General features: G+C 50.2%; 8 protein-coding genes. 6 read left to right on the forward strand and 2 right to left on the reverse strand.

Going from position 1 to position 14,195, the window contains the following annotated elements; translation table 11 throughout:
• Nucleotides 1-133 precede the first annotated feature (133 nt).
• The 6 genes from INP78_RS10810 to INP78_RS10835 all read left to right on the forward strand — a co-directional run bounded on the left by INP78_RS10810 (nt 134) and on the right by INP78_RS10835 (nt 6,887).
• On the forward strand, nt 134-1,015 hold the full coding sequence (locus INP78_RS10810) for a CoA ester lyase (protein WP_194742167.1): 882 nt from the start codon (nt 134-136) through the stop codon (nt 1,013-1,015).
• Nucleotides 1,016-1,026: 11 nt separating this feature from the next.
• Nucleotides 1,027-2,085 carry a MaoC family dehydratase gene (locus INP78_RS10815; protein ID WP_194742168.1) on the forward strand — a complete coding sequence of 353 codons (1,059 nt, stop codon included), beginning with the start codon at nt 1,027-1,029 and terminating at the stop codon, nt 2,083-2,085.
• Between the two features lie 2 nt (nt 2,086-2,087).
• Nucleotides 2,088-3,086, forward strand: coding sequence for a CoA ester lyase (locus INP78_RS10820; RefSeq protein WP_194742169.1), 999 nt, complete (start codon nt 2,088-2,090; stop codon nt 3,084-3,086).
• Nucleotides 3,087-3,219: 133 nt separating this feature from the next.
• Nucleotides 3,220-4,098: a methylisocitrate lyase gene (gene prpB / locus INP78_RS10825; RefSeq protein ID WP_194742170.1), complete on the forward strand. Its 879-nt coding sequence runs from the start codon at nt 3,220-3,222 to the stop codon at nt 4,096-4,098.
• A gap of 48 nt (nt 4,099-4,146) precedes the next feature.
• A complete protein-coding gene (gene prpC, locus INP78_RS10830; RefSeq protein ID WP_194742171.1) occupies nt 4,147-5,316 on the forward strand; it encodes a 2-methylcitrate synthase in 1,170 nt (389 codons plus the stop codon).
• Nucleotides 5,317-5,426: 110 nt separating this feature from the next.
• A complete protein-coding gene (locus INP78_RS10835) occupies nt 5,427-6,887 on the forward strand; it encodes a bifunctional 2-methylcitrate dehydratase/aconitate hydratase (protein WP_194742172.1) in 1,461 nt (486 codons plus the stop codon).
• A 59-nt stretch (nt 6,888-6,946) separates the two neighbouring features.
• Here the strand turns inward: INP78_RS10835 and INP78_RS10840 are convergent, their stop codons facing one another.
• A complete protein-coding gene (locus INP78_RS10840; protein ID WP_228522817.1) occupies nt 6,947-9,820 on the reverse strand; it encodes a DUF6701 domain-containing protein in 2,874 nt (957 codons plus the stop codon).
• Nucleotides 9,821-10,102: 282 nt separating this feature from the next.
• Nucleotides 10,103-14,195, reverse strand: a 4,093-nt coding sequence (locus tag INP78_RS10845; RefSeq protein ID WP_194742173.1) for an Ig-like domain-containing protein, incomplete at its 5' end; no start/stop codon positions are given.

Raw genomic sequence — 14,195 nt, forward strand, 5'->3', positions numbered from 1 at the left:
TTTTAATTTATATCACAGGGTGTTTTTATTGTCCACTATTTTATATCTTATATAAGACATAAGATATTTGTTGACACAGTTTTTTTATTCATGAATAATGAATCTAATTTCTTGCCGCAACAAAGGAAACCCCATGTCATATGCACTCAGACCCAGACGCTCGATGCTATACGTTCCCGGCTGTAACCAGCATTATCTGGAACGTGCACGTACGCTTGCGGCCGACTCTGTCATCCTTGACCTGGGCGACCCTATTCTGGTCGATGCCAAAATCCAGTCACGCCATAATGTGGTCCATGCAGTCAAAGAAGGCGGCTATGGCAAAAGAGAAGTCGTGGTGCGCGTCAATGACCTGCACTCCATCTGGGGGCATGACGACATCGCAGCCGTTGCCAATATTGGCGCCGATGCCATATTGTTCCCGAATATCGAGTCGCGCGAAGACGTGTTACAGGCGCAACAACTATTAGACGATGCGGGCGGCAAAGACGTGCCCATGATGGTGATGATAGAAAGTCCGCTGGCCGTATTGAACGCCAAGGAAATCGCTGCGGCCTCTGACCGCGTGATCTGTATGGTGATGGCGACCTCCGACCTGATTTCACAACTACACGCCCGCGTGACGCATGAGCGCTCAGCCATTCTCACCTCATTATCCCTGGTGATATTGGCCGCCCGTGCTTATGGCAAAGGCGTGATTGACGGCATCACCTCAGACTTTAAAAACATGCATTCGTTTGAATATGCCTGCCGCATTGGTCGCGACATCGGCATGGACGGTAAATCTCTGGTGCATCCGGCGCAAATTGCCTACTGCAATGACGCCTACACGCCGCAGCGCGCAGAAGTTGAGCATGCACGGCTGATTATCAAAGCCCTCAAAGAAGCCAATGAAGGTGGCCGGGGCACGGTGGTGGTGAATGACAAATTGGTCGAACATCACCATATCAAAGCCGCACAACGCTTGATTCAACTGGCTGCGGCCATTGCCGAGCTGGAAGAAGAGTTCATATAAAGGAGTTGAACATGAGCACAAAAATCAACACCGGACGCTTTTTTGAACACTTTGTACTGGGTGAAACCATCCAGCACGCCACGCCACGCACGATCACCTCAGGTGATACCGCGCTGTATATCGCACTCACTGGCGCGCGCAACCCGCTGCATTGCAGCGAGCCACTTGCCAAATCATTGGGCTACCCGCAAGCACCGATCGATGACTTGCTGGCGTTTCATATTGCCTTTGGCAAAACCGTGCCGGATATTTCCGTCAACGCCGTGGCCAACCTGGGTTACGCCGATGTGCGCTTTATACAGCCGGTTTACGTCGGCGACACGCTCACCACCGCCAGTGAAGTGATTGGCCTGAAACAGAATTCTAACGGCAAGAGTGGCGTGGTCTGGGTACGCTCCACCACCCTCAACCAGCACCAACAACCGGTGCTGAGCTGGGTGCGCTGGGTGATGGTGCACAAAAAGAACCAGGAAGCCCCGGCACCAGAAACAGTGATTCCTGAGCTGCCGGAGTTTGTGAGCGCAGAATCATTAGCGATTCCAGCCAACTTTAAACTGAATAGCAGCCTGGGCACAGCGACTGGTGGCAAATACTGGTGGGATGACTACGAAGTGGATGAATGCATGCGCCACCCGTCTGGCCTGACCATCAATGAAAGTGACCATACCATGGCGACGCATTTGTACCAGAACAATGCGCGCCTGCACTTTGATGCACACCTGATGAAAAGCACGCCGCAAGGCCAGTGCCTGGTTTATGGTGGTGTGGTGATTTCGGCCTGCCGCGCCTTGAGTTACGAAGGTCTGGAAAATGCCATCGCTATCGTGGCGATTAATGGCGGCACACATGCCAATCCGAGCTATGCCGGAGACACTATTTACTGCATGACCAAGGTTCTGGATAAATGGTCCCTACCCAACCCGGAGCTGGGCGCCCTGCGCTTGCGTATGGTAGGTGTTAAAAATATGCCGCCAGCGACCCTGGAAAACATCAAAACCACACAGGGTTACCACCCGCATGTGGTGCTCGATCTCGACTATACCGTTCTTATTCCACGCAAAGGAAACTAAACATGGCTGTTCATCCAAATCAGGCACTCTTTGGCGGTGAAAAACCGTTTCCGGTGATCCCGGCCTGTGAACATTTTGCTGGTAGCGAAAAGCTCATTCTGAAAGCCCTGTCCTTACAAAATCCGGCCACGCCTAACGGTGTAGGCCCGGTGTTTGATATTACCTGCGATTGCGAAGACGGCGCGGCCAGCGGCCAGGAGCAAGCACATGCCGAGATGATCGTGCGCATACTGAACTCCGAGGCCAACCAATACAACATGGCCGGTGCGCGCATTCATGACTACACGCATCCGCACTGGAAAAAAGACATTGATATTTTAGTTGGTGGCGCCGGTGAAGTGCTGAGCTATATCACCATTCCAAAATGCACAGACATCGCACAAGCGCGTGAAATGATTAGCTACATTCAGCACGTGGCGAAACAGCATGGCATCACGCGTGAAATCCCGGTGCATATCCTGATTGAAACGCACGGCGCCCTTAGGCAAGTACATGACATTGCGCAACTGCCCTGGTTGCAGGTGCTGGATTTCGGCCTGATGGACTTTGTCAGCGCACACCATGGCGCGATCCCGGCCACAGCCATGCGCAGCCCTGGCCAGTTTGACCACCGCTTGCTGGCACGCGCCAAAACCGAAGTGGTGTCAGCCGCGCTCGCCAATGGCGTGGTGCCTGCACACAACGTGACGCTGGACTTGAAAAATGTAGAAGTCACTTATAGCGATGCCTTCCGCGCCCGCAATGAATTTGGCTTTATGCGCATGTGGAGTATTTACCCCACGCAGATCCAGGCCATTGTCGATGCCATGAAACCTAATTTTGATGAAGTCACCGACGCCGCCAATATTTTGCTGGCTGCACAAGCCGCTGACTGGGGCCCGATTCAGTACGCCGGTGAATTGCATGACCGTGCGACCTATCGTTACTTCTGGGAAGTGTTGCAAAAAGCCAAGCAAACCGGCGTCACCATGCCGGAAGATGCGGAACACGCTTTCTTTTAATATGTAGCCACAGAGGTCACAGAGTACACAGAGAAAACCTGAGTTTTTTACTCAGTTTATGAGCACTCAATCCGTCTTGTATGACTCTCTCTGTGAACTCTGTGTTCTCTGTGGAAAAAATAAGGATTCAAATATGCAACAAATGACTTCAGCAGGCGCACGCTTTCGCGCAGCACTCGCCGCCGAAAAACCATTGCAAATCATAGGCGCGATCAACGCCTACCATGCCATGCTGGCCACACAATCCGGGTTTAAAGCCATCTATTTATCTGGTGGCGGCGTGGCGGCGGGCTCTTTAGGACTGCCAGATCTGGGCATTTCCGGCCTGGAAGATGTACTGGTCGATGTGCGCCGAATTACTGATGCCGTAGATACACCATTACTGGTGGACATTGATACCGGCTTTGGTGGTGCTTTTAATATTGCGCGCACCATTAAGAGCGTTGCCAAGGCAGGCGCCGCCGCCGTGCATATTGAAGACCAGGTCAGCGCCAAGCGCTGTGGCCACCGCCCAAACAAAGCGATTGTGAGCCTGGATGAAATGGTAGACCGCGTCAAAGCGGCCGTCGACGCCAAACCTGATGATGATTTCGTCGTTATGGCGCGGACAGATGCGCTGGCCGTCGAAGGCTTGCAATCTGCCATAGACCGCGCCTGCGCTTGTGTGGAAGCCGGTGCCGACATGATTTTCCCTGAGGCAATGACAGACCTCATTATGTACCAGCAGTTTGTCGACGCCGTCAAAGTACCCGTATTGGCAAATATTACCGAGTTCGGCGCTACACCTTTATTTACAGTGGACGAACTGGCCACGGCTGGTGTGGGCATGGTGCTGTATCCATTATCGGCTTTCCGTGCCATGAACCAGGCAGCGCTTAAAGTGTATCAAGGCGTGCGCAAAGACGGCAGCCAGAAAAATGTACTGGACTTGATGCAAACGCGTGCCGATCTTTACGAGCACCTCGGTTACCACGCTTTTGAACAGAAACTAGACGCGCTCTTTAGCAAATAAATACACGCGAACCAAATAAACGCGCGACATGAAACAAGGAGGTTTGTTATGAACACCACCACAGATTCAACCATACCCGCCACCGAAGCCCCTAAACGCAAAAAAGGCGTTGCGCTAGCGGGTGTGGCTGCAGGCACCACGGCTATTTGCACCGTGGGCCATAGCGGTAATGACCTGCATTACCGTGGTTACGATATCCTTGAACTGGCTAAACATGCCACTTTCGAAGAAGTCGCTTATTTGCTGATATACGGCGAGTTGCCCACCCAACCACAACTCTCCGCTTATCACCAAAAGCTCAAAAAGCTACGCGGCCTGCCCAGTGCACTTAAAGCCGTACTGGAACAGATTCCTGCCAATGCGCATCCCATGGATGTGATGCGCACGGGTTGCTCTATGTTGGGCACACTGGAGCCAGAAGCGGTTGACCGCAACACCGCTGGCGCACAGGCATTGGGTGACCGCCTGATTGCCTGCTTTGGCTCCATCCTCATTTACTGGTACCAGTTTAGCCACCGTGGCGTCCGTATTGAGGTAGAAACCGATGATGACTGTATCGCGGCACACTTTCTGCACATATTGCACGGCAAAAAACCGTCTGCGCTGCATATCAAGGCCATGAACACCTCACTGGTGTTATATGCCGAGCATGAATTTAACGCCTCCACGTTTACGTCACGTGTGATTGCGGGCACCTTATCCGACCTATACTCCTGCATCACGGGCGCCATTGGTGCCTTGCGCGGCCCCAAACACGGCGGTGCCAACGAGGCAGCGATGGAAATTATTGAGCGCTACCAGACGCCAGACGAAGCTGAAGCCGACATCATGGCACGCATGGCACGCAAAGAAATCATTATTGGCTTTGGTCACCCAGTCTATACCATTGCCGACCCGCGTAATGAGTCCATCAAAGCGGTCAGCAAGTCACTGTGTGAAGATGCGGGCAATATGAAGCTGTTTGATATCTCGGCCCGCATTGAGGAAACCATGTGGCGCGAGAAAAAAATGTTCCCTAACCTGGACTGGTACAGTGCCTCCAGCTATCACATGATGGGTATTCCTACGGGCATGTTCACGCCTATCTTCGTCATTTCACGCACCACCGGCTGGGTGGCGCATGCGATTGAACAACGCATAGATAACAAAATTATTCGTCCTAATGCCGAATATAACGGGCCAGATAACAGGCCATTTGTGCCGCTAGAAAAACGTTAACTTAGTCTAGCCACAGAGGACACAGAGACCACAGAGGATTTTTTTCTTCGACCTTCTCTGTGCACTCTGTGTCCTCTGTGGCTTAAATTTTTACTTGAAAGAAACACATTATGTCCGCCCATATTTCTAACGTCCGCCCCGATCCAGATCAAGTGATTGTGGATATTGCCAACTACGTCGCAGATTTTGAGATCAACTCCAGCGAAGCCTACGACACCGCCCGTAACTGCCTAATGGATACCCTGGGCTGTGGTTTCGAAGCACTGGACTACCCAGCCTGCACCAAATTGCTGGGACCAGTGATTGCCGGGACAGTGGTACCAAATGGCGCCAAAGTGCCTGGAACATCCTATCAGCTAGACCCCATCCTCGCTGCTTTCAATATTGGCGCCATGATCCGCTGGCTGGACTTTAACGACACCTGGCTGGCGGCCGAATGGGGTCACCCATCTGACAACCTGGGCGGCATCCTCGCCTCAGCAGACTACATGTCACGTAAAAACGTTGCTGAAGGTAAAGCACCGCTGACGATGAAGGATGTGCTGACGGCCATGATCAAGGCCCATGAAATTCAAGGCGTGCTGGCACTCGAAAATAGCTTTAACCGGGTTGGCCTCGACCATGTGATTCTGGTAAAGATCGCTTCGACCGCAGTCGTCACCAAATTATTGGGTGGCAACAGGCAAGATATCATTAATGCCGTCTCTAACGCGTTTGTAGACGGTCAAAGCCTGCGTACCTATCGCCATAGCCCGAACACAGGCTCACGCAAGTCCTGGGCAGCGGGTGATGCCACCTCACGTGCAGTCCGCCTGGCCTGGATGACCTTACAGGGTGAAATGGGCTATCCAAGCGCCTTAACGGCAAAAACCTGGGGCTTTTATGATGTGCTGTTCAAAGGCAATGCGTTCAAGTTCCAGCGCCCTTATGGCAGCTATGTGATGGAACAAGTGTTGTTCAAAATCTCCTTCCCGGCCGAGTTTCATGCGCAAACGGCGGTGGAGTGTGCGTTCCAGTTGAACCATGAAGTGGGCAAGCGCCTGCAAACATTGGATGACATTGCCAATATTGAAAAAATCGTGATTACCACCCATGAATCAGCGATTCGCATTATCGACAAAACCGGCCCAATGAACAACCCGGCTGATCGTGACCACTGTATTCAATATATGGCGGCAGTCGGTTTGCTCAAAGGCAACCTGACCGCACTGGATTATGAGGATGAAGCCGCTGCAGACCCACGCATTGATGCCTTGCGCGAAAAAATGGCTTGCGTCGAGAAAGCGGAATACACGCGCGACTACTTGGATCCAGAAAAACGCTCGATTGCCAATGCCATCCAGATTTTCTTTAAAGATGGCTCACAGTCCAGCAATATCGCCGTGGAATACCCGATTGGTCACCGCCGCCGTCGTGGCGAAGGCATTCCGGAGCTGGTGAAGAAATTCAAGGTGAATTTGGCGCGCCGTTTTGATGCAGGCAAACAGGCTGAGATTCTGGCCTTATGCCAGGATCAGGCAAAACTGGAAGCGACTTCAGTCAACCAGTTTGTAGATATGCTGATGGTGTAAACATAGCTGGCACAAACCTAATGGTGTACGCAGTCTAGCGGCTGCGTACACAGTTCAAATTAGAAACTTTCGCGCATGTAAACAATTGGTGTTTTATAAATACCAAACGTTGCGCGTGCAACAGGATCGACGGCCCCCAACCAGGGCAGCACACCGCTAATGGCGGGCACTTCTAATGGCGTGATACAGGTCTTGTCTGCGCTGGCTGCCGTACCAAGATTCACCTCCATATCCACACTGCCAGTATTCGGCATGCCATTTGATGCCACACCTGGCGCACTGAGCCGTAGGCCTAACAAACCGCGATTCATGCCTGCAGTGGCCGACAGGTTTGTTTCACAAGCGGTTAAATTGCCTTTGTAATTTTTAAGTACCACGCTTAAAGGTGGTACAACCGTACAGCTATCCGCCAGGTTTCTCACGTAGGCCAGCCCATTCCAGTATTGCGCTTCTAGCTGCACAGGCAAAGGCAAAAGCTCCGAACCATGTGCGTTGTATAACATCAGTTTGCCGTAACGATAGGCCAGGTTAGACGCGAGCAGCGTTTGTATTGAAGAGACCAATACGCCCGCCTCGGCATATTGCGGCTGCGCATAAATACTCATGCTCTGCGGTGTCACTGGCGCCGTCGGGCGGTCAATATATTGTTTGGCAGTGACCGTTGCAACACCTGCATTCCAGCTACCACTCAATGGCAGCGGTGCCGAACTCAACCTGTGTGAAGCGCCCACCTGCGGTGATAGCGAAAAGTGGTAATTATTGACGTTTAACAGATCGAAGATTGCCGAGAATGGCCCGGTAAAATTTCGGGTGGTGTTATTACCCGCACTCTGTGCAGTGAGGGTGAATGTCGTGGTGATTCCTGGCAAGGTGCTGCTATCCTGGCCAAAATATGAAAAGGTGCCGCAGCTATTGGTGCTGGTGCTCACAGAACTGACCATCAAATGGTCTGGCACAAAGCGGCCTATATAAACATTGCTGCTCGGTAGATAACCAAAAGCACATGCCTGCTTACTCCCGGCAGTAAACCCTGTTGTGCAATCGCCAACACTGGCATCGACAAGGGTAAACGTATCATCGTAAATACCCAGCGCATTAAATTTAAAATAGCCAACTTCATCATAAGTAAAATCTGTGCCCGTACTGACACCGTTATTCGCTATGCCAAACACACCTGACAAGGCGCCAGTACGTACGGCACCCGCATGCGCGCTGATCAGGTTATTATCAATTTTGGCGGTGCCATTGTAGTTAGATAACCCAGTCGTGACCGTCATCTCGAACTTGCCACTGCCAGCTTTAATCACCGGGAGATTGTTGGTACTGGTGCCATTGACCAGATCCGCATTGGCATTGCTGGAACTCATATTGTTAAAACTGGCGGGCCGTACAGCAAAATTATCCGTCGACAATGACACCTGCTGCATGGCGCTGGTGTCAGTCACCTGGCAACGTACATTTTTATAAGCGTTGGTCATGGTGGCAGTAATACTTTTACGGCCAGCGTTGGCATTGCTAAAAGTGATATTTTGCGTCGCAATGGCCGTTCTGGCGCCACCACAGTTTTGATTGATTAACACTGCAGGGTCACCACAATCGACCCACTTCACCTCAACCGTTTTATTGGCCTCGCCCACTGCAACCAAATCGGTATTCACACTATTATCTGCGGACAGTGCGATTACATCGACATTAAACGCGCTATTGGCGACCTGTGTGTATAAATGACCACTGGCGGCATTTTGGTTGGTGACGGATGGATCTATGCAGTTAAATTTAGCCGCAGGGATAGAACATTTTCGTACGGTATATCCGAATGGATTGAACACACAAGAGCTCTGTGAACAGGTACCACTGCTGGCGCAGCAAACCCCACCTGTACTTGAGTTGAACTCCATCTTGATTGCCCAAATATTGTTGGCGCTGCTTTTTGCACAGCCGCTAATCCTGCCGTAGTTATCAATACCACCGGTCACGGTGACCGAGTTATTAATCACAGACTGGCTATCAATAAAAACATTGTTATTGATCGAGGCAGTCAACGCGTTTGTATTCGTCACCTGTACGCTGCCATTAATGGTCGAACCGCTATACAAAGAGATGTGTGAGTCAATGTCAGAGCGTACATTCACGTTGCCGTGAACAACCGTCTGGTAAATGGCCATACTCGCATGTATCAAGCCCGCAGCAGTCACGCTGACATCACCGTACACGGTCGTGCCACTGCCTAATGCAAGGTAACCCGCCTGCACATTTATAGACCCATAATAGCTACTGTATTGTGAAGAGCCTCCATCCAGGTTGCCGACATTCACATAACCCGATAAAGCATTGCCTTGGCCATTGACAAACATATAACAGCCATCACAACTTACCCCACTGGTAATCGTGTTAAAGCCGACGAGGTTAAGACTGCCTGTGGTTGTACTCAGCATGCCATTAACCGCCACGGCGCGTGAGAGCGTTACCGGGCCGGTCCTGCCCGCAACATTGCCATTCACTACCGCATCTTGCGCCATAAAAATAGCGCCAAAACCACTGCTGACGACATCCCCTTGTATCGTCCCCGCAGCGTTAATCGAGCCATTTGAAATCAGCAAATTGCCACGAATGTATGAGGCGCCATACACTGTCACCGCATTCATACCCGCACTGATTGTGGCATATAAGGTGGTTGCGTTAAGTGTCACAGTACCATTGCTGTAAAACGTCACATTGGCTGATTGCGCTGCACTGCCTATTCTGTAAGTGCCGATATTCAAGACACCATTGACAGTCACACTCACATTACCGATATCAAGAAACTGCACCTGGTCTTGAATATTGATGAAACCGGTACACGTATAAATGCCAGCGCTCCCACTACAACCAGGCGGCATGGGCGCACCTGGTACAGCTGGAAATGAATACATGGCATAGGCAGGTGTAATCATGAATAACAGGAGAAAACCGAGCAGGCACTGAATGAATCGAACACGGTAAAACCAGGATGCATTTTTCAACGCACTGCCGGTGACATACATAAACAAGAAAACTCAACACAAACATTAGTTAACTTATTTTACCAACATTAAACCTGATTCATATCAACAAACCATAAATTAATTAACAAATATTAAAATCACACAAGAAGTTGTTTAGCCCTCATTCTAAAAACAAAGTGCGAAAAATAAAAAAAGCGACCCGAAGGTCGCTTTTTTGAGTGACACCAGCAATTAGTCAGTAATCAGTTTTTGCTGAGACAACAAGTTATTAATAATGGCTGCATCAGAGGTTTGGCCTGTGGTCAGATCCACACCACTCAGTACAATCTGCTGCGTTGTATTACCACTGCTAAAGCTGCCAGACACATTGTGCGCATCGGTTGCGAAACCACCATTAGAACTGATATGGATGATGGTATCGCTGCCAGATTTTTCAAAGTGCAGGTAGTTCACCAGATTGCCCGCATTCTCGCCTTGCAGCAAGTCACGTACATCCAGAATATCGCCACCTTGGCTGACAGAGCTCTTATCGAAATTATTGATCGTGTCACGTGCCACACTGCCATTGACCAGAGCATCATCACCACGATCCCACTTGAATACGTCTACGCCAGCGCCACCAGTCAGGGTATCGTTGCCTTTACCACCAATCAGGATGTCGTTGCCATCGCCGCCATTGAGCTTATCGTTACCAGCACCACCACGCAGGATGTCATTACCAGCACCACCATTCAGCGTATCGTTGCCTGCATAGCCGTAGATAATATCATTGCCGGAAGTACCATTCACAGTATTGTCAGCGCTATCGCCGCTGATAATTGGCGTGCCTTTATTGCTGTTCAACAAGTCAATGTTGATCAGGTTAGAGGCTGATTCGCTATCCTGCAAGCCAGTGCTGTCCACTGCTGTGATCTTGAAGTTCTGGAACAGACTCAAATCAACAGCCTGTTCATTGGTTTTAACTGTAGATAAGAACTCGTTGATCGCGAGGTTATCTACGGTACCACCATCTGCTGCAGTAATGACCATTTTTCCGTTAGCGCCAATCAAGCCAAGGAAGCCACTGCTTTGCGTGTAGCTAACATTCAATCCGAGCTCATTCGCAACCGCTTGTGAATAGGTCAGGTAAGCCGTACCCAAGGTCACACCAATCAATGTGTTGTAAGCGATCGTTACAGAACTGATGTTGTTGTTCACATCACTGGCGGTGAATGCCTGGCGGCTGGAGAAGTTGAGCAGATCAACATTCAACAAGCCTGGCAAGGTCAACAAGCCAGCGGCACCCATACCATTGGTGACTTCTGGTGCCACTTGTGGGATAGAGGTTATTTGCTTAGCCACATTCACAGTCAATGTTGCAGAGCTGGTATCACCATCATTGTCGCTTAATGTGTAATTAAACGAGCTGGTGCCAGAAACACTGGTGTTTTTCGGTGTGAATGAGAATGAACCGTCATCCATATCCACCAACAATGAGCCTTTGCTGGTTGTAATCGTCAGCTTATGACTAGTTGCATCATACGTACTGTTATTGGTACCAGTCACGGTAATAGCACCAGTCGATGAGTTGAAGGTATAAGTAGAGCCATCCACTGCAATCGACTTCACATAACCACCATCTGCACCAAAGCCGCCACCGGACAACAGACTGCCAGTAATCGGACTGCTGACTGTCTCATTCAAGACAGAATCCAGTTGGTCGAATGAATTGACACGCACACCATCGGTATTCACACCCGTTTGACCGTCATAAGCAATCGGATTCAACTCAGTATTTGAAGTCACACCGGAACCGATACCAATCGAGTAAGACTTAATATGGTTGTTATTCAGGAAAGTAATCCACTTAGCCTCTTCAGCCTGTTGAATACCAGCATCAGAATCGCTATTTCTGGACTCTGTACCAGTCAAGCTACCCACACCACCCACACCACGGTTAGGCTGGCCATCTGTAAAGAAGTAAGACACATTTTGTGCATTATCCAGCTTACCGGATGTATCGAACGCATTCATGGCTGTATTCAACGCTGAGTCGTAGTTGGTATTACCATTTGCTGACAGGTTGTTCAGATATGCCTTGGCTTCAGCAACAGTCAACCAGGTGCTGCCTAACTGTCTGGTTTGATCCAAACCAGCAAACACTACCAACGACACCTTCACATCACCCATGTCATCGTATTTATCCAGCAGGGTTTTAATCGACTGAATAGCACTCGCCAAACGCGTCTGATTATTCACACCATCAGTGGTCGTCATACTGCCAGAAATATCCAACGTAATCATCAGGTTGGTGTTGGCAGTGTTAGTTGCCGTCACCGTCTGGTTAGTCGCCGTTGGCGCATCATCTGCAACATTGACAGTGATAGAACCTTTAGTCGTGCTATCGGCATCATTGGCGTTCACACCAAACTTCAGTGCTAGGGTGTCTTCCTGGCCGGCGATCGGATGATCAATCGGGCCAGACAACTGCACCGCATAATCGCCTTTGCTGTCGATGGTCACACGAATGACTTCCTTACCATTGGCAGAACCAATAAGTGTGCCTGTATTATTACCAGACCATGTGATAGTCACGCCACCTGAGGTGTAGGTCGTTGTTGGCTCGGTCAGTGTCACACTCTTCAAGTCGCCATTCGGATCAGAAATCCCCATGGACCCGGTAGCGATGACATTAGAGGGGCCAGAATCCAGCAAGCCATGTGGCAATCCGTCTTCAGACACGCTTGCAGATGCATTTGTTGTGACAAATACAGGTGACTGGTTCAGTGTGTAAGCATAGTTATCGCTTGGCACACTGATGTTACCTGCGTTGTCAGTAGCGGTGACTGTGTAGTTATGCAGGCCTTTGCTAATGTCGGTAGTCGGTGTGAATGTCCATTTGCCATCTTTATCAGCCACCGCAGTACCAACTTTAGTCGCGCCATCATAGATAGTCACAGTACTGCCAGCCTCGGCCTTACCTGTTAAGGTTGGAGTAGCATCATCAGCCACGCCACCATTACCGACATTACCTTTCACTGCACCGAAGTCATCGTAGATGTTATCGATGGTTGGTTTATTTGGCGCAACAATGTCCACAACATAGCTCAATTGCGTAGTTGCTGTACCTACGTTACCAGCGGTATCTGTAGTCGAGACTTTAGCATCAATCGTTTTGTCAGAATCAGCCACCAATTCGGAACCAGGTACGCTAACGACAAAGCCTAACTTACCATCAGTACGGGTAATCACAGTCGTGTTGTAATCTTTACCGTTGATGGTCACCACCACTGGATCACCCAGTTTGGCTTCACCACCGACAGTACCTGTCACCGGTTGATTCACCCCTGGCTGAGATTCAGCGATATTGATAATACCGTCACCGCCGAAGTTAGCATCCAGCGCAATAGTTGCCACTGGTGGAGTCAAATCAAGGCTATATGTCAACTGAGTAGTTTGGCTTGCTGTGTTACCAGCATTGTCGGTCACAGTCACTTTCGCATCGATAGTCTTGTCTGGATCAGCTGCCAGTTCGTTACCAGCCACATTGACGCTGAAGCCCAACTTGCCATCAGTACGGGTAATTACTGTCGTGTTGTAGTCTTTACCGTTAATGGTCACGACCACTGGATCACCTACTTTAGCGTCACCGCCAACAGTACCAGTCACTGGCGTAATGGAAGTCGCTTTTGCTTCTTCAATGTTGATGATGCCATCACCACCAAAGTTAGCGTCCAAAGCAATCTCAGCTTTAGGAGGCGTCAGGTCTAGGCTGTATGTCAGCTGGGTAGACTGGCTCGCTGTGTTACCAGCGTTGTCAGTCACAGTCACTTTTGCATCGATGGTCTTGTCTGGATCAGCTGCCAGTTCGTTACCAGCCACATTGACGCTGAAGCCCAACTTGCCGTCAGCACGCGTAATTACTGTCGTGCTGTAGTCTTTACCGTTAATGGTCACGACCACTGGATCACCTACTTTAGCGTCACCGCCAACAGTACCAGTCACTGGCGTAATCGAAGTCGCTTTCGCTTCTTCAATGTTGATGATGCCATCACCACCGAAGTTGGCGTCCAACGCGATTGTCGCCACTGGCGGTGTCAGGTCCAGGCTGTAAGTCAGCTGGGTAGACTGGCTTGCTGTGTTACCAGCGTTGTCAGTCACAGTCACTTTTGCATCGATGGTCTTGTCTGGGTCAGCTGCCAGTTCGTTACCAGCCACATTGACGCTGAAGCCCAACTTGCCGTCAGCACGCGTAATTACTGTCGTGCTGTAGTCTTTACCGTTAATGGTCACGACCACTGGATCACCTACTTTAGCGTCACCGCCAACAGTACCAGTCACTGGC

Source organism: Methylophilus sp. 14, assembly GCF_015354345.1.
In the GTDB taxonomy this organism is placed as follows: Bacteria; Pseudomonadota; Gammaproteobacteria; order Burkholderiales; family Methylophilaceae; genus Methylophilus.